This window comes from Pseudomonas allokribbensis (assembly GCF_014863605.1).
Classification (GTDB): domain Bacteria; phylum Pseudomonadota; class Gammaproteobacteria; order Pseudomonadales; family Pseudomonadaceae; genus Aquipseudomonas; species Aquipseudomonas allokribbensis.
In genome coordinates this window covers 2,752,135-2,767,861 of record NZ_CP062252.1, presented here as the reverse complement: position 1 = coordinate 2,767,861, position 15,727 = coordinate 2,752,135, and the positions used below count along the sequence as shown (strand labels likewise).

Sequence of the window (15,727 nt, the reverse complement as noted above, 5' to 3'; positions counted from 1 at the left end):
GAGGGCAGGCCTTTCACATTTTTCGCAGTATTCGATCAACCCTGACGAGCCGTCAGCGCCGCATAGCCATTCATCAAATTGCGATAGTTCGGAATCCGCTGCGACAGCAGGTTGCCCAGCCCTTCAATGTCGTTGCGCCAGTCGCGGTGCAGCTCGCAGGCCACCGAGAACCAGTTCATCATCTGTGCGCCGGCCTGGGTCATGCGGTTCCAGGCGGCTTGTTGCACGGTGGTATTGAAGGTGCCGGAGGCATCGGTCACCACGAACACGTCAAACCCTTCCGCCAGCGCCGACAAGGTCGGGAACGCCACGCACACGTCGGTCACGACACCGGCAATGATGATCTGCTTGCGGCCGGTGGCCTTGATCGCCTTGACGAAGTCTTCGTTGTCCCAGGCGTTGATCTGGCCCGGGCGGGCAATGTACGGCGCATCCGGGAACATTTCCTTGAGTTCCGGCACCAGCGGGCCGTTCGGGCCTTGTTCGAAACTGGTGGTGAGGATGGTCGGCAACTCGAAGAATTTGGCCAGGTCGGCTAATGCCAGCACATTGTTCTTGAACTCGTTCGGCGAAAAGTCCTGGACCAGCGAAATCAGACCGGTCTGGTGATCGACCAGCAGAACCACGGCGTCGTCTTTGTTCAGGCGGTTGTAGGTTGCAGTGCTCATGTTGAATCCCTTTTTAGTTGTGGAAGTTCGCTTGCGTTCAAGATGGGCACAGATTAATGACTCGCCTGAAAGCGATAAATCACCTGCAAAGCGTTTAACCGTCAACCCAGAAGAGACAATCAACGCAAACCGAGGCTCAATCACGCTGCGGTCCCGAACTTCCTGCCGATCCTTGTCATAATGTTCGCCAGCATTACGTTCAGAACGACATTCAAGGAAAAGTTGATGCTCGGACGCAACACGCAAGAGCCAACTGCAAACGACAAGCGGCGCCCCGCCAGCAAAGCCGTGAAGGCCGGCTCAACCTTCCGGCTGACGGTCAGCTTCATGCTGGTTGTGGTCGTGGCGTTTCTGGCAGTCGAGAGCTGGCGGACGTGGCGTGACTATCGTTCGGTCTTTGCGTCTGCGCGCGATTCGGTGACCAACCTGGCCCGCGCCACGGCCCAGCACGCCGAAGACACCATTCGCCAGGTCGATGTGGTCACCGCCGGGCTGGCCGAGCGTGTCGAAGGTGACGGACTGCAAAACCTCGATGTCCCGCGCATTCACAAGCTGCTGGTGCAGCAATCGAAAATCATGCCGCAGTTGCACGGCCTGTTCATCTACGGCCCGGATGGCCACTGGATCGTGACCGACAAAGAAGTCACCCCGGAAACGGCCAACAACGCCGATCGCGATTATTTCCAGTACCACCGCACTCACGAGGATCGGCAAGTGCGCATCGGCCAGGTGGTCGAGAGCCGCTCCACCCATGACCTGATCATTCCCATCTCCCGTCGCTTGAACAACCCTGATGGCTCGTTCGCAGGCGTGCTGCTGGGGACGGTCAAGGTCAGTTATTTCGTCGACTATTACGGCGATTTCCGGATCGATGACAAAGGCGCACTGGTGCTGGCCATGCGTGACGGCACGATTCTGGTTCGCCGTCCTTTCATCGCCTCCGTGGTGGGCAAAAGCCTGGCGAACAGCGAGATCTTCAAGACTTACCTGCCCGCCTCCAACGAAGGCATCGCCCAGATCCGAGCGGTGGTCGATGACACTGAACGGCTTTATGGCTATCGCGCCTTGACCACCTATCCGCTGGTGGTTGAGGCCGGTCTGTCGAAAGATTCCATCACCGCGCCATGGCGTCGGGACTTGCTGAAAAACGGCTTCGTGCTGATTTTTCTGATCCTGGTCCTCGCCGGTTTTGGACTGATCGTGCTGAGCCAGTTGCGCCAGCGGATTGCGATGGAGCGGGAGATCCGTTCCGCCCACCAGGCCATGCGCGACATGGCACTGACCGACAGCCTTACCGGCCTCGGCAACCGCCGGCGCCTGGACAACGCGCTGGCAGACGAGATTCGTCTGGCCCGGCGCCAGGGCTCATCGCTGTCGTTGATCATGCTCGATGTCGACCACTTCAAACGCTACAACGACCGCTACGGCCACGCCGCCGGCGACGACTGCCTGAACGCCGTCGGACGCGCGATCCAGCAAGCGGTCAAACGCCCCGGCGACCTCGCCGTCCGCTACGGTGGCGAAGAGTTCACCGTGCTGCTGCCCAATACCGAGAACGCCGGCGCCATTCAAGTCGCCGAGGACATCCTGCAAGCCATCCGCTCGCTGGAACTGGAACACTCCGGGCATCCCCTCGGGTACGTCACGGCCAGCGCCGGCATTGCGACCCGCCATCCGGTTGACGACACAGTGACGCCGGCCATGCTGCTGCAGTCGGCGGATACCTGCCTGTATCAGGCGAAGCGGCTGGGGCGCAATCGTTGGTGTTCGGCGGATGAGTCAGTGTGATCGATGGCAGCGGGTGAAGGCCGGAGGTACAAGCTCGATTCCACGTCAGTTGCCCGTCAGAATCGAAACTGAACCTCAACCCCTCAACGCACGCATTATGTCCTCAACCACCGGCCTCGCGTATTTCTCACTGGGATCAGTCCCCGGCGGGTCTTCACTGCGGATCCATTCACCCAGATCAAACGCCTGATAGAGCGAGAAGGCGGGCTCAGGCATATCGTCAGTCATGCCGACCTCAACCACGGCATTGATGATTCCGTTCATCACACCATCGCAAAATTCATAGTCCAGCGATCTCTCCAGATAGCTTTCCGCAATCGCTACGGAGAGCTCGTTCAGTAGATCTCGCGGTGTCATTCCGAACTTCGCGCACGTGACGGCAAGATCACTCAGCGTTAATCCATTGACCTCGGCTTCCACCGAAAGCGCCTTGAGTTCGTTGTCCGGTAGCATTCTGGGCATGGGGCTCTTCCGGCCAGACGCGAAGGTCGCGTGCGGCTCACTCATAAAACTTTCCGGCCAACAGAATGGCTGCGCAACGCTGCCACACGTTCGATACCGCTCTTTCGTTTGAGATGGACCGGCTGCTTGAATCAGCCCACGCGGCCGCGGCATCGAGAAACGAGTCAACGGATCCGTTTTCCCACTCTGAAGCGCCGGCCCGATCGAGCGTTGAAGGTGACAGCTCTTCCAGTGATCGCTCGTGGGCAAAATCAGCACCCAGCGCCTGGATGAAGCGAATGAACGAGGCTTCATCGCTGACATGTACCAACAGTTCATCAAGATCCAAAGGGTCAGACATGAGTTTCCAGGCTTGGTGTTCGGGAGGCGCCATGCTGCGATACAGCAGCATGGACGGTCAACTTCAAACCCGGGCAATCATTCGTAACGCTGCTGGAAACCAGGAATGAATTCCGCCCGGTTTCCGATGCCACACACAGCGTTCACTTCACCGCGTCATGGGTGATCAATGTCTTCGGCTCCAGATACGCGCTCATCCCCCACTTGCCCATTTCGCGCCCCAGGCCCGAGTGTTTGAAGCCACCAAAAGGGGCGCGCGGTTCGTGGGCCAGGGTGTTGATGAGCACGCGTCCCGAATCGATCTGACGGGCGATATTCACACAACGTTCGGGGTTCTGGCCCAGCACCAGAGCGCTCAGTCCATAGTCCGTATCGTTGGCGATTCTTATCGCATCGGCGTCGTCCTCGTAAGGGATAATCGTCAGCACCGGGCCGAAAATTTCCTCACGCGCGATACGCATCTGGTTGTTGGCGTCCGTGAAGATCGTGGGCTTGACGAACCATCCGGCGTGCAGGCCTTCCGGACGACCTTCGCCACCCGCCAGCAACCTCGCCCCCTCCTCCTGACCGATACGGATGTAGCGCTGCACCCTTTCCCATTGTTTCTGGCTGACCATCGGGCCGATATCGGTGTCGGCGTTGCGCGGATCGCCCGATTGAAACTGTGCGACGCCCTCTTTCGCAGCCTGCTCGAACTCTGCGAGCCGTGAACGTGGGACAAGAATGCGAGTGCCGGCGATGCAGGCCTGGCCGCTGTTGAGGAATCCGGCGTGCAGTGCCAGCGGCATGACCGCCTGGAAATCCGCGTCATCGAGTACCACGGTGGGCGATTTGCCGCCCAGTTCCAGGGTCACGCGCTTCAGGGTGTCGGCGCCGGTTCTGACCAGATGCTGACCGACTGCGGACGACCCCGTGAACGAGATCTTGGCAACGTCGGGATGGCGGGCGATTTCCTCGCCAACCACATCGCCCCGTCCGTTGACGATATTGAAGACACCCGGTGGCAGCTCTGCTTCGTGCAACGCCCGGATCACGACCTGCGTCTGCAACGCGCTCATCTCGCTGGGCTTGATGACGGCGGTGCAGCCTGCCGCCAGTGCGGTAGCCAGTTTGTTGCAGATGAAGCCGGCATTGCTGTTCCACGGCGTGATCAGACCGGTCACGCCCACGGGCGTCAGAATGACTTTGGCCATACCGGCCTGCTCTTCGAAGTCGAACGCCTCCAGCGCCTCGATCGCTTGTGCAATCACATCCGCCGGATACGTCGCCATCCAGCGCCCACGAACCGCAGGCGAGCCGTACTCCTCAAGGATGGCTTCCAGCAGTTCTTCCTCTCTGGCCGCCACGGCCTTATGCATGCGTTGCAGGGCGGCAATGCGCTCCTCGCGCGTGGTGCGAGACCAGACCGGGAACGCAGCCTTGGCGGCGGCGATGGCGCGCCGGGCGTCGAGCGCATCACCCAGTCGAACCTGACCGATGACTTCTTCAGTGCTCGGGTTATGGAGGTCGAACCACTCCTGACCGTGTGGGAGGACGTACTCGCCGTTGATGTAGATGTGTTCAATGCGCTGCATGGCAACTCCTCGCTGAAAATGACTCGCCTGAATCGAGCCTGTATGACGCGAAGTCTAAGAAGAGTTGATTGTTCCGATAAGCTATCCTTTGGCTTATGAAGCATCCCTATTTTCAGGACAATCCATGCACAGAACAGGAATGACCGAGCTGGAAGTGGTGCTGGCCGTTGCCCGGCGCAACAGTTTTCGCGGCGCGGCCCAGGAACTGGGCATGTCCACCACGGCGGTGAGCAGCGCAGTGGCCGGCCTCGAAGCGCGCCTGAAGGTGCGCCTGTTCAATCGCTCCACACGCAGCGTTGCCCTCACCGACATCGGGCAGCGCTATGTCGAGCGCATCGCCCCGGCCCTGGCGCAGATCAAGAGTGCCGGCGAAGAAGCCAGCGTCGGTCTCGACGAACCCAGCGGCACACTGCGCATCAATGCACCGCACGGCGCGGCCTACCTGCTGCTGGAGCCGCTGCTCGATCAGTACGCTCGGCGCTATCCCGAGGTGCGCATCGACGTCGTCAGCGAGGCAAGCATGGTCGACATCGTCGCCGGGGGCTTCGACGCCGGGATTCGCCTGGCCGAGTCGGTACCGCAAGACATGATTGCGGTGGCGCTGTCAGGCGACATCCGGATGCTCATGGTGGCAACGCCCGAGTACCTCGAACGCCACGGCGTGCCCGAACACCCGCGGGATCTGCTCACCCACCAGAGCATCGGCATGCGCATGGCCCACGGAGGTATCTACCATTGGGAGCTGGAACGCGATGGCGAGAAATTGCAGATGGATCTGCCGACGCGCTTCGTGTTCAACGAGTTGCTGGCGATCAAACAGGCCGTGGTGCTGGGCCTGGGCATCGGTTTCATTTCCGAGTGGTTCATCCAGGAAGAACTGGCAAGCGGCGCATTGGTGCCGGTGCTGATGCCGTGGTGTCCGTCGTTTGGCGGGTTGAGGCTTTATTACTCGGGCCATCGCTTCGTGCCGGCGCGATTGCGTGCGCTGATTGATCTGGTGCACGAGTTGCGGCCAAGTCCGGTTTGATTCTTGCGATCAATCGAGATGTGCGTTGCAAATGTACGGCGGTCTGGCTTCAAGGCAAAATGGCGCCTCGTTTTTTCAAGGAACACATGAGTGATCAGCAATACATTGAAATCATGGATCGATTGTCGGCTGATCTCGCCGCTGCTTTTCCTGACAGGCCTGGTGACGCTTTCTGGCTGTCACCAACTGACCACCGACCAGCGAATAAATGCCTATATGGACAGTGGAGGCAAGTCCGCTCCAACGTACATGACATCAGAAGAAATCAAGGCAATGGAGGCTAGGCGCTATATCGCGGTTCTACGCAGTACCTTGGCCGAGAGTGTGTTCCTGGCAAATGGCGAAAGCATGCAAGGCAGCGTGAAGTTGCGCATGAAGCTCAGCCAGCAAGGTGACGTATTGTTCTGCGAAGCGCAGCCAACTGACCCGGGCGCTCCACCCGACTTCGCCAATCTGGTCACCGATGTTTGCTGGAGCAGCATCTGGACGGAAATCCCGGAAGGTCTCCAGAGTCCAGTCGATGGCTCCCTTGAGATCATCGCGCCGTTGATAGCCAAGGGCGATACTTCGTCCATTTCCGATTACGACCTGACACACCAGAAGGCCGGGCTGGAAAGCCGGTTTTTCTGGGACAACGTGTTGGCCAGGCACTCAATCACCGCGTTCGGCAGCGCCCATTTTGATTTCACGGCTAACGCTAAAGGCCAAATCACACGCTGCGATGTGACGCTTGAAAAAAGCAATTTCCGTCCAGCGTCGTTTCATCCGGATCCCGCGTTACAAAAGGCACTCGCGGCTCAGTGCTTACAGCTTGATCTGCAACAGATGCCAGGATTTCAGGTGGGTGAGTCTGGAGTAATCAATCGCTCGGTTTTTGTTAAGTACTTTCCGTGGAAAAACCACGTGGGGAAACATCAGGAAAAAGCTGCAGCTACCGATAAGAAAGGGGCCACCCCGGTCAACACCCGCAAGGAACGCATATGAGTTTGTTCAAGAAGCTTCTCGACTCATTGAAACGTCCTTTTAACCAGGACAGCCAAGCCTCACCACAAGCCCTTCATCTGCAAGAACTGGTGACTGCCGGCAACCTGAATGAGGCTGAAGCAGCAAACATGGCAGCCCGAATGGCCGGTGAAGCCTGCCTGGATCGCTACTGGGGATCTATCGGCACCGTGGAGCGGGATGTCCTTGCCTACATGATCAGCCCGAGCTTTTCCGGCGGCCCTTACTGGCCCTCGACGCGCCAGGCCTACCGAGTCATTCGCCGTGGCGACAACATAATTATCGCCACTGAAGGCCTGTCGGACCCTTTCGATGATGATGCTGAAGGGACAGGCAACGGTTTCGAGATGGAGTTGTTCCTGGAAACCGCCGATATACCCGAGCACGCCCGTGGCCTTTTGGGTGATGTCGACCCTTTCCAGCGCAGCTGGGCATTCGAGCTAGTGGAGCACATTGCCAAAACGGTGGCAGACGCTGGAGGAATAACTCACCGACTCGACCAGTACGGTGCGCTATCAATCGAAATTCCCGGCTTCAGCCTGTCCAGTCACATGAGTGATCAACTGCCCGCACATTTCGTGACCGAGGACGACTCAACCGGCGTCCTGCTGGGCGCCCCTGAACCGGACTTCCCTACCCGACTGGATGACATGCCTCTATCCCCGGTCAGAATGGTTTCCGTGGTATTGATCACAGCGTCGGAGCTTGAATACATTCGTTCGGGTGGGCGCTCAGCGCGCGATGATCTGGTGAACCGTTTGAAGGCTGCGGGCATCGGGCATATGAGCAGCCTGCAACGTGACAGCGTTGTATGACGGCGGCACTCAGGGGGAAGGAAACTCTCGGGGATCAAACATGAAGCGGCTTCAACTCGCCCCTGCGACCTATCACCTGAACGACAGTTTTTGGGACCTTCTAGGTGCTGAGGACGGATCGCTGTATCTGCTCGTCAATTGCGAAGCGTCTTTTGTGAGTTACGACGCTCTGATCAAGCTCAACGACGAGGAGTTGCGCGATCACCACGGCCTGGGCTGGCTGTTCATTCAGTACCTGGCCAATCGAATCAATTATTTCGTCAGCGATTACAAGGCACGGCTGATCACGGGGCCTTTGCTTGACAGGGCGATTCAAGCGTCGAAACCGTAGATATCAAGCTTGAGCGCGATGGCTCCATCAATATCAGTCGCATTGGCTCTTTTCTTGAAGATCCGTGGCTCTAGACTGGTTCCCTCCCCACGACTCACCTGGAAAGGAAACCATTCTAGTGCACGACTTCGACTGCCAACCCGTTTTATGCGGGAAAACGCTTAGGCTCAAACCTCTTTCCGAAAGCGATTTTGAAGGCCTGTTTCTGGCGGCCTCAGACCCGCACATCTGGGCAGGCCATCCCGCCAGTGACCGCTATGAGCGGCCGGTATTCGAAGCGTACTTCGCCGCGCGGCTAGCCACCGGCAAAACGCTGGCCGTCATTGATATCGACTCGGGGCTGATCGTGGGCATGTCGAGCTATTACACCCCGCCCGACCTGCCGGACAGTATCGCTATCGGGTATACCTTTCTGGTGCGGGCGAAATGGGGTGGCGAGACCAATCGCGAGCTGAAACAGCTGATGGTGGAACACGCCTTCAAGGCGTACGACACTGTCTATCTCCACATCGCCCCGTCGAACATCCGCTCGCAAAAAGCCGCCATGAAAATCGGTGCGGTGCACTTGTATGATGCCGAACTGACGCTGTCCACTACGCAGGCCTGGTGCAAGTGCTACGGACTGACCAGGTCACAATGGACTGCATCGCAACAACACGCTTGAAGTGCGGAATGCGACGTTTGCGACAGTGGAGTCATCAGGCTGTCGTGTAGCTGAATGGCTCCAGGAAAATCTGAGGATCGACCCAGAGCCTGAGCCCGTAGGGAATCACTGAATATCCGTCATATCGCCCGGTGAACGTGTTCGACGCGGCAAATTCGAGGAATTTTCCGCGCTTGTCCTCTACAACCCGGATCCCCGGGCAGCCCAGCAGAGTGTATTTGATGATGGGGTTGGGCAGCGATGCTTCCCATAGCTGAATCTCGACATCGGAATCGTACTGCCATACCGTCAGCTCCAGTCTGAGAGAACCTTGTTGAATCGAGTATCGATGCGACGTTTCAAACTCATCCTGGGACGGAAGGACACCGAGTACGCCAATCAGATCAAACGGGTCCCATACGAGCAGCGGCATATTGTTTCCTTGGCCTGACTTTGAGCTGCATCGTACCCATCATTTGCCTGTTAAACACTCTGCTGGCTGAACGCATGTATCAAGTCTGGGCAAGGGAAAGTGGCGGCTTTGCGGAGGTACTTGGCCTGTTCGGCTACTTCGATGATGCCTACGATCTGGCCCAAGCCGGGATAAATGCAACAGTCGATCAGATCGATCAGGAACTGCTGGATTTCACCGAAGGTTTTCTGAGTTGGGACTGGATGACAAGATGCAGTGCGGCAGACAAATCAAAAACGAATTGACCAGCGATCCGACACCTTCCATCCCGTCAACTCAGGAAATCGCAATCATCAAATCACGTTATGTAAAAGGCCAAGGCAAGGCACCGTTGCATCTGGCGCTGATCCATTCGATCTCGAGCGAATCGGGTTACCTGCAACTGACGGATAACGCAGGCGCAGAACATCGAATCCCTTTCAGTTCCCACGCCGAGCGACTGCGCCTGCTCGCGAGCCTGATTCGCGAACGCGTGCCCATGGCCGTCGGTGGCATGTGCCCGGGCCCGGCCGATGAGGTTGCGCTGCTGATTGCAAACAAGGCGCTCAACGGTCCTTACATCGAACTCTCGTGGACGGCGCCACAGCAGTGGATCGTGCGCGAAATTGCAGGTGACACCGTGGAATGGGAAGCTGAATCGGACGTCGCGAGGATCGCCAATACGTCATTCGATCCGGGGTTTCTGACAGCCTCGAAATGAGTTGAACGATGAAACCTGATCACGGCCTCGCTGCCCTTTCACGCATCAGCGCCAAACGCAGCCCTGGCAAAATCCACGAAGCTTCGCAGCTTGGGCGTCAGCCTAGGGTCCGGTGCATACAGAAGATTCATCGGGGAAACCGGGACGTTGTAATCCGGCAGAAGGTTCACCAGCGTTCCACTTCTCAGCGCATCCTTGACCAGCTCCAACGGCAACAGCACGACCCCCAGCCCTGCCACCGCCGCCGACAGCAAGGGGTCGGCCTGATTGATCGTCAATCTGCTTTTAATCGGCACGTCGATGCAACCGTCCGGCCCTTCGAGGCGAATGTGTGAGCGACCGTCCGAATAGGCAAACGCCAGGCACTCATGTTCCTGAAGATCCAGTGGTGTCGTGATGGGTGGACGTCTGGCCAGATAGGCAGGCGCCGCGCACAGCACCATTTGATAAGGCTTCAAAGGCAAAGCCTTCAGACCGCTGTCGGACAGCTCACCGATTCGAAACACCACGTCATATCCGCCCTCCACCAGGTCAACGAGTTCGTTGGACAAGGTCAGATCCACCGACACCTGCGGATACCTGACCATGTACTCCAGCAGCCGAGGCGACAGCGTGCTGACGCCAAAGGTGACTGGCGCGTTGATTCTGAGCCGGCCGCTGGGTACGCCTCGGGTCATCGCGGCCATTTCTTCCGCGGCGTCCATATCGGCCAGGATCAGCTTCGCCCGTTGATAGAACGTACGGCCGAAGTCGGTGAGGCTCTGTTTGCGGGTCGTGCGATTGAGCAGCGAGACACCCAGATGCTGCTCGAGCATCTTGACCTGTTTGCCAACCAGTTGCGGGGACAGATTGAGCTCATCCGCCACTGCGCTGAAGGAGCCAAGCTCCACCGCTTTGACGAATACGGCCATCAAGGTGAGGCGATCCATTGGAAACCCTGTGTTTCTAGTGTTGCGCTATCGTAGGTCTTTATCTGGCGCAGGCCAAAGCCTAAATTGGCGGCCATGGCAACGACGCGCACGGCTGCAACAGGTGCGATTTCACACGAATTCAGGCCGGTCACACCGGCCTCATTGATCACAGAAGAGGTAACCATGGCACGCATTGTCAGGATTCATGAATACGGCGACGCAAGCGTTTTGAAACTGGAATCGGTCGATGTGCCGGCTCCGGCATCCGGCGAGGTGCAAATCGAGGTCAAGGCCTTCGGGTTGAATCGGGCCGAGGTCATGTTCCGCAATCACGCCTATCTGCAGGAAGCGCAGTTTCCCAGCCGCCTCGGTTATGAAGCGGCCGGTGTGGTGGTTGCCGTCGGCGCAGGTGTCAGCGAGTTCAAGGTCGGCGATGCGGTCAGCCTGATTCCGCCGCTGGACATCGCCAAATGGGGCACCTACGGCGAGCTGGCCAACGTGCCCGCCGATCTGACGGTAAAACACCCGTCGAACCTGTCCTTTGAACAGGCCGCCGCTTCCTGGATGCAATACGTCACCGCGTGGGGCGCGCTGGTCGAACAAGCCAAACTGACGAAGAACGATTTTGTACTGGTCACTGCCGCCTCCAGCAGCGTCGGCCTGGCGGCCTTCCAGATTGCCCGAATGGTGGGCGCGACTTCGATTGCCGTGACCCGCACCCACGCCAAGAAGCAAGCCTTGCTGGACGCCGGCGCTGCGCACGTCATCGTCAGCGATGAAGAGGATATCGTCGCCGCCGTCATGGCACTGACCGATGGACAGGGCGCACGCGTGGTGTTCGATCCGATCGGCGGCCCCGCTTTCGAACAACTCACCCAGAGCATGGCCAGAGGCGGCATTCTGCTTGAGTACGGTGCCTTGAGCCCGGAGCCTACGCCGTTCCCGTTGTTCACCGTGCTGGGCAAATGCCTGACGCTCAAGGGCTACCTTTACGCGGAGGTCGTCGCGGATCCTGCGGCTCTGGCCCGAGCCAAGACGTTCATTTCCGACGGTCTCGCATCGGGCGCGTTGCAACCGATCATCGCGAAGACGTTCGCCCTCGAAGACATTCAAGAGGCGCATCGCTTTCTTGAAGCCAACCAGCAGGTCGGCAAGATTGTCGTGACCGTTTAAGGATATGATCCGGGAAACCAGGCCTCAATGGACCGATGTTTATGCCCGTTTCCCGGATTCGCCCGTCACCGGCTCCCCTGCTGAAACCCGGCGAGACAGTGGTGTTGTTCGATGGCGTCTGCAAGTTGTGCAATGGCTGGGCGAAATTCCTGATTCGCCATGACCGCCATCAGCGAGTCCGGCTGGCGGCAGTGCAGTCTCCCGAAGGGCAGGCGCTGCTCGCCTGGGCAGATTTACCCCTCGATCAGTTCGACACCATGGCGGTCATCCGCGACCGACACTATTGGGAGCGCTCCGACGCCTTTTTCGAAGTCGTTGCTCAACTGCCTGCCCGCTGGCGTCCTTTGCAATGCTTGCGCATTTTCCCGCGCGGCCTTCGGAACTGGGCCTACGATCGTATTGCACTGAATCGTTATCGGCTGTTTGGACAATATGACACCTGTCTTCTGCCTGATCCCGATCATGAACAACGCTTTCTGAAGGCTTCGCTACAGCAACAGCCCTAGCACCTGCACGGGCGTCATCTTCGTCACCATCATCAAGACAATCACGAACATCCCCAGAAAACCGGCCACCCCCATCCAGAACCATTTCTGGTACACCGACCGGAACTCGTCCGCGAGCCCTCCCCCGGTCTCGTTCGCACTCGAAGCCATCACGTACAGGCGCTTCTGAAGTACCAGCACCGGCAGCCAGAGTGATCCCACGCAAAGAAAGATGATCAACGACGTCAGCACCCATTCCGTGGTCAGCGGAAGGCCGGCCAGTTTGATCAGCCCATAGCCCGATGCGATCTGAATGAAGCCTGCCGGGGTGGTGATCCAGGCGTCGAAACGCACGACCATTTTCGCCACATGAGCAATCACCTGAGGGTTGGCGGTGCGGCTGGCGGCGATCAGGTAAAGGTAGGAACCCATGCCGAATCCGAACAGGAAAACCGCGGCGATCACATGAATGTATTTGAGGCACAGGTAAAGCATGGTCAGCGCTGCCCGTCGGAGAAACGCACGGACAGGCTGAGGTTTTCAGGGTCGTTGATCGCGGCCATGTATTCGTCGACGGTGATTTCGCCCACGCAAGGCCGGGCGCCGGGTTCAGGCACATAGCCTTGGGCCATTTTGGTGGCCAGGGCCACAGCGGCGCAGCTCGGGATTTCCGGGCCCTTGTCATTCCACGCCGTCAGCTGAGCGGTCATGGACAGTGGTTGTCCTTCAACCCCGAGACCTTGCACGTCGATGTACATCGCGCTTTTGCCGTCGCCGAGTCGCTCGAACCAGGTGCCCAGGCGATGCAGTCGCGCGGCCCAAGGCGCATGGTCGCGAATCAGCCCCATCTTCTGGGCCTGGGCGAACAGAGCATTGGCGACACCGCCGAGCTTGAGCCCGGCACCGGCCTTGAAGCTCAGTGTCCGGGCGCCATAACGACCGGCGAAAATGTCCATGTCCGGCACGTCGACATTGGCCAGCAAGCGAGTGCCCAGATGCGGCATCCTGCGCAACGTCAGATCCTGCCAGCCCGGTACTTCGTGAACCCGGCCATCCTTGAGCTGTTTGATCGGCTTGCCCGCGTAGGCAAGCACACCTTCAACGGTAGACAGCCCCGGCATCTTGGCGGAAGAGGAAATGCCATGTTCGATCGAGTCGATGCGCTGAAAGCGATACCGCTGCTGATCGATGATGGCCGAAGACAGGGTCGGCACCGAACTGCAACCGCTGAGAATCGCCACGCCCGCCTCTTTCGCGCGCGCATCGAGTACAGCAATACCGTTGACGAAGGTTCGGCAGTCGGACAGGTCGCAATAGTTCACCCCGGCCTCGATGCAGCTTTCGGCAACCGCATAGGACTGCCCCTGAAACGGGCCGCCGGTGTGGACGACCAACTCGATTCCCATCGAGCCCAATGCGGATTGAAACCCGGGCCCCATGGCATCACCGCACCAACTGGCGCAGGTTTTTCCTGAAGCAGCTTGCAACGCTTCGACCTTGCGCAACAACTTGTGCGGATCGCGACCCGAGATCGCCAGATCAACATCGGGCATCGACGCCAGATGCCGGCAGACGATGCTGCCGAAGTTTCCATACCCACCGACCACCAACACCTTGAACGCCATTCAACGCTTCCCTAACGATTCGATCGTACAGCCAACTTGCCCGAGACAGGATTCGCGGGAGCTTCCCTGATATCGGCGGGTCAGGCAAGAAATACGACTGAATCCGCTTTGATTGAACATCCGGAACCTGCACAATTGCCGGCTTTTTTCGACAGGACGTCCCTATGCAACGGATTGTGATTCTGGGTAACGCCGGCAGTGGCAAATCCACCCTCGCCCGCGCCCTCGGCCAGCGCCTGAACCTGCCCGTGGTTCATCTGGATACCTTGTTCTGGGAACCAGACTGGGTCGAGCCCGACGCAGAACAATTCCGCACACGGGTCCGCGAGGCAATCAACGCGGATTCATGGGTGTGTGAAGGCAACTATGCCCGGCGAACCTTCGACCTTCGCCTGCCCCGCGCCGACCTGATTATCTGGCTCGATACGCGACGACTCACCTGCTTCGCCCGCGTGATCCGACGCAGCATCATGAACCGCCCTCGCCCGGATCTCGCGGCAGGCTGCAGAGAAAAAATCGACCGGAAATTCCTGACGTTTCTGAAATTCGTATGGACCTTTGACCGGGGTTACCGCCCGGGTATCGACAACGTGCGCCAGTCAATCGGGCCAGACGTCCCGGTGGTGCATTTGCGTGGCAAACGGCAGGTTTCGACCTTTCTCGACAGGCTTTGCACCACACCTCAAGTCAGCCAGAGGCAGACTCCCGCGCAAAACACTCAACGGTAAAGGCAGCGTTCTAAAAGCGGTCTACGCTCCACCCACCTACACCTCTGGAGTCACCGTGATGATCCGCGCCTTGCTGACCGCTTCCTTGCTGGTGGCCCTGAGTGTTCCGGCCCATGCGGACGTGAAACCCTTCCCCTCCTCGTTCCGCACACAAGACATTGCCGTGGACGGCGCGAAGATCCACACGCGCATCGGCGGCAAAGGCCCGGCCGTGGTGCTGTTGCATGGTTTTGGTGATACCGGGGACATGTGGGTGCCATTGGCGACCGATCTGGCGAAGGATCACACCGTGGTGATCCCTGATCTGCGCGGCATGGGGCTGTCGTCGATTCCCGACGGTGGCTACGACAAGAAGACCCAGGCGGGAGACATCCGCGCCGTGCTCGCCTCGCTGGGCATCGAGCATTCGGTCGTCATCGGTCACGACATTGGCACCATGGTCGCGTTCGCCTATGCCTCGCGGTATCCGCAGCAGACCGATCGTCTGGTGGTGATGGATGCGCCTGCTCCGGGCATTGCGCCGTGGAACGACATCGTGCGTTCGCCGATGCTCTGGCACTTCGATTTTGGAGGCCCGGACATGGAGCGACTGGTCGCCGGCCGTGAGCGCATTTACCTGGATCGGTTCTGGAACGAGTTCGCCGGCAACCCGAAAAAAGTCGACGAAGCCACCCGCCAGCACTACGCCAAACTCTACGCCCGCCCCGGCGCGATGCATGCGGCCTTCGCTCAGTTCCGCGCCATTCGCCAGGACGCGGTGGACAATGAAGCTTCGTCAAAGAACAAACTGACGATGCCGGTCCTGGCCGTCGGCGGTGAGAAATCCTTCGGCAACAACGAAGCGATCGTGATGCGCAACGCCGCCGACAACGTCACCGAAGTGGTGATTGCCGGAGCGGGTCACTGGCTGATGGAAGAAGCACCGGTGGAAACCACGCAGGCGATTCGCAGCTTTATGACCCGCTGACGCTGGCGATGGACGCT

The 15,727-nt window shown here is 58.9% G+C and carries 21 protein-coding genes; 12 read left to right on the top strand and 9 right to left on the bottom strand.

Annotated elements, in window-relative coordinates:
• Nucleotides 1-35 precede the first annotated feature (35 nt).
• Nucleotides 36-668, bottom strand: coding sequence for an isochorismate family cysteine hydrolase YcaC (gene ycaC / locus IF199_RS12570; RefSeq protein WP_085708478.1), 633 nt, complete (start codon nucleotides 666-668; stop codon nucleotides 36-38).
• Nucleotides 669-893: 225 nt separating this feature from the next.
• Here ycaC and IF199_RS12565 point away from each other — a divergent pair, with 225 nt between their 5' ends.
• On the top strand, nucleotides 894-2,456 hold the full coding sequence (locus IF199_RS12565) for a sensor domain-containing diguanylate cyclase (RefSeq protein WP_192560586.1): 1,563 nt from the start codon (nucleotides 894-896) through the stop codon (nucleotides 2,454-2,456).
• Between the two features lie 75 nt (nucleotides 2,457-2,531).
• Here IF199_RS12565 and IF199_RS12560 read toward each other — a convergent pair whose 3' ends face one another.
• From IF199_RS12560 to IF199_RS12550, 3 genes are all read right to left on the bottom strand, one after another.
• Nucleotides 2,532-2,963, bottom strand: coding sequence for a hypothetical protein (locus tag IF199_RS12560; protein WP_192560585.1), 432 nt, complete (start codon nucleotides 2,961-2,963; stop codon nucleotides 2,532-2,534).
• Nucleotides 2,956-3,309 carry a DUF7660 family protein gene (locus tag IF199_RS12555; protein WP_192560584.1) on the bottom strand — a complete coding sequence of 118 codons (354 nt, stop codon included), beginning with the start codon at nucleotides 3,307-3,309 and terminating at the stop codon, nucleotides 2,956-2,958. The genes IF199_RS12560 and IF199_RS12555 overlap by 8 nt, the downstream gene beginning before the upstream one ends.
• A 91-nt stretch (nucleotides 3,310-3,400) precedes the next feature.
• The gene (locus tag IF199_RS12550; protein WP_192560583.1) at nucleotides 3,401-4,831 is read right to left on the bottom strand and encodes an aldehyde dehydrogenase family protein; all 1,431 of its coding nucleotides are present in this window, start codon (nucleotides 4,829-4,831) and stop codon (nucleotides 3,401-3,403) included.
• 124 nt (nucleotides 4,832-4,955) lie between these two features.
• Here IF199_RS12550 and IF199_RS12545 point away from each other — a divergent pair, with 124 nt between their 5' ends.
• The 5 genes from IF199_RS12545 to IF199_RS12525 all read left to right on the top strand — a co-directional run bounded on the left by IF199_RS12545 (nucleotide 4,956) and on the right by IF199_RS12525 (nucleotide 8,670).
• A complete protein-coding gene (locus tag IF199_RS12545) occupies nucleotides 4,956-5,858 on the top strand; it encodes a LysR family transcriptional regulator (RefSeq protein WP_176504849.1) in 903 nt (300 codons plus the stop codon).
• Nucleotides 5,859-5,948: 90 nt separating this feature from the next.
• Nucleotides 5,949-6,842 carry a hypothetical protein gene (locus IF199_RS12540; protein WP_192560582.1) on the top strand — a complete coding sequence of 298 codons (894 nt, stop codon included), beginning with the start codon at nucleotides 5,949-5,951 and terminating at the stop codon, nucleotides 6,840-6,842.
• On the top strand, nucleotides 6,839-7,675 hold the full coding sequence (locus IF199_RS12535) for a suppressor of fused domain protein (protein WP_192560581.1): 837 nt from the start codon (nucleotides 6,839-6,841) through the stop codon (nucleotides 7,673-7,675). The genes IF199_RS12540 and IF199_RS12535 overlap by 4 nt, the downstream gene beginning before the upstream one ends.
• 40 nt (nucleotides 7,676-7,715) lie before the next feature.
• Complete coding sequence (locus tag IF199_RS12530) at nucleotides 7,716-8,006, top strand: hypothetical protein (protein ID WP_192560580.1); 291 nt, start codon at nucleotides 7,716-7,718, stop codon at nucleotides 8,004-8,006.
• Nucleotides 8,007-8,124: 118 nt separating this feature from the next.
• Nucleotides 8,125-8,670 (top strand): GNAT family N-acetyltransferase, encoded by a 546-nt coding sequence (locus IF199_RS12525; protein WP_192560579.1) that lies wholly within the window; start codon nucleotides 8,125-8,127, stop codon nucleotides 8,668-8,670.
• Between the two features lie 34 nt (nucleotides 8,671-8,704).
• On the opposite strand, the gene IF199_RS12520 is transcribed toward IF199_RS12525, so the two are convergent.
• Nucleotides 8,705-9,082 (bottom strand): Ypar14, super integron cassette, encoded by a 378-nt coding sequence (locus IF199_RS12520; RefSeq protein WP_192560578.1) that lies wholly within the window; start codon nucleotides 9,080-9,082, stop codon nucleotides 8,705-8,707.
• A gap of 74 nt (nucleotides 9,083-9,156) precedes the next feature.
• Between IF199_RS12520 and IF199_RS12515 the strand changes: the two genes are divergently transcribed.
• Both IF199_RS12515 and IF199_RS12510 read left to right on the top strand, forming a co-directional pair.
• The gene (locus IF199_RS12515; protein ID WP_192560577.1) at nucleotides 9,157-9,366 is read left to right on the top strand and encodes a hypothetical protein; all 210 of its coding nucleotides are present in this window, start codon (nucleotides 9,157-9,159) and stop codon (nucleotides 9,364-9,366) included.
• A gap of 86 nt (nucleotides 9,367-9,452) precedes the next feature.
• On the top strand, nucleotides 9,453-9,821 hold the full coding sequence (locus IF199_RS12510; RefSeq protein ID WP_244142463.1) for a hypothetical protein: 369 nt from the start codon (nucleotides 9,453-9,455) through the stop codon (nucleotides 9,819-9,821).
• Nucleotides 9,822-9,859: 38 nt separating this feature from the next.
• Here IF199_RS12510 and IF199_RS12505 read toward each other — a convergent pair whose 3' ends face one another.
• Entirely contained in the window at nucleotides 9,860-10,750 is an 891-nt protein-coding gene (locus tag IF199_RS12505) for a LysR family transcriptional regulator (RefSeq protein WP_102622432.1), read from the bottom strand.
• A complete protein-coding gene (locus tag IF199_RS12500; protein WP_192560576.1) occupies nucleotides 10,732-10,926 on the bottom strand; it encodes a hypothetical protein in 195 nt (64 codons plus the stop codon). The genes IF199_RS12505 and IF199_RS12500 overlap by 19 nt, the downstream gene beginning before the upstream one ends.
• Between IF199_RS12500 and IF199_RS12495 the strand changes: the two genes are divergently transcribed.
• Both IF199_RS12495 and IF199_RS12490 read left to right on the top strand, forming a co-directional pair.
• A complete protein-coding gene (locus tag IF199_RS12495) occupies nucleotides 10,916-11,905 on the top strand; it encodes a zinc-dependent alcohol dehydrogenase family protein (protein ID WP_192560575.1) in 990 nt (329 codons plus the stop codon). The two genes, IF199_RS12500 and IF199_RS12495, sit on opposite strands and share 11 nt — an antisense overlap.
• 41 nt (nucleotides 11,906-11,946) lie before the next feature.
• On the top strand, nucleotides 11,947-12,411 hold the full coding sequence (locus tag IF199_RS12490; protein WP_192560574.1) for a thiol-disulfide oxidoreductase DCC family protein: 465 nt from the start codon (nucleotides 11,947-11,949) through the stop codon (nucleotides 12,409-12,411).
• On the opposite strand, the gene IF199_RS12485 is transcribed toward IF199_RS12490, so the two are convergent.
• Both IF199_RS12485 and IF199_RS12480 read right to left on the bottom strand, forming a co-directional pair.
• The gene (locus IF199_RS12485; protein WP_192560573.1) at nucleotides 12,394-12,885 is read right to left on the bottom strand and encodes a DUF2269 family protein; all 492 of its coding nucleotides are present in this window, start codon (nucleotides 12,883-12,885) and stop codon (nucleotides 12,394-12,396) included. The genes IF199_RS12490 and IF199_RS12485 overlap by 18 nt on opposite strands.
• A gap of 2 nt (nucleotides 12,886-12,887) precedes the next feature.
• Nucleotides 12,888-14,015 carry a saccharopine dehydrogenase family protein gene (locus IF199_RS12480; RefSeq protein WP_192560572.1) on the bottom strand — a complete coding sequence of 376 codons (1,128 nt, stop codon included), beginning with the start codon at nucleotides 14,013-14,015 and terminating at the stop codon, nucleotides 12,888-12,890.
• A gap of 164 nt (nucleotides 14,016-14,179) precedes the next feature.
• Between IF199_RS12480 and IF199_RS12475 the strand changes: the two genes are divergently transcribed.
• Together IF199_RS12475 and IF199_RS12470 are read left to right on the top strand one after the other, a co-directional pair.
• On the top strand, nucleotides 14,180-14,743 hold the full coding sequence (locus IF199_RS12475) for a P-loop NTPase family protein (protein ID WP_192560571.1): 564 nt from the start codon (nucleotides 14,180-14,182) through the stop codon (nucleotides 14,741-14,743).
• 58 nt (nucleotides 14,744-14,801) lie between these two features.
• The gene (locus tag IF199_RS12470) at nucleotides 14,802-15,710 is read left to right on the top strand and encodes an alpha/beta fold hydrolase (RefSeq protein ID WP_192560570.1); all 909 of its coding nucleotides are present in this window, start codon (nucleotides 14,802-14,804) and stop codon (nucleotides 15,708-15,710) included.
• Nucleotides 15,711-15,727: the final 17 nt, after the last annotated feature.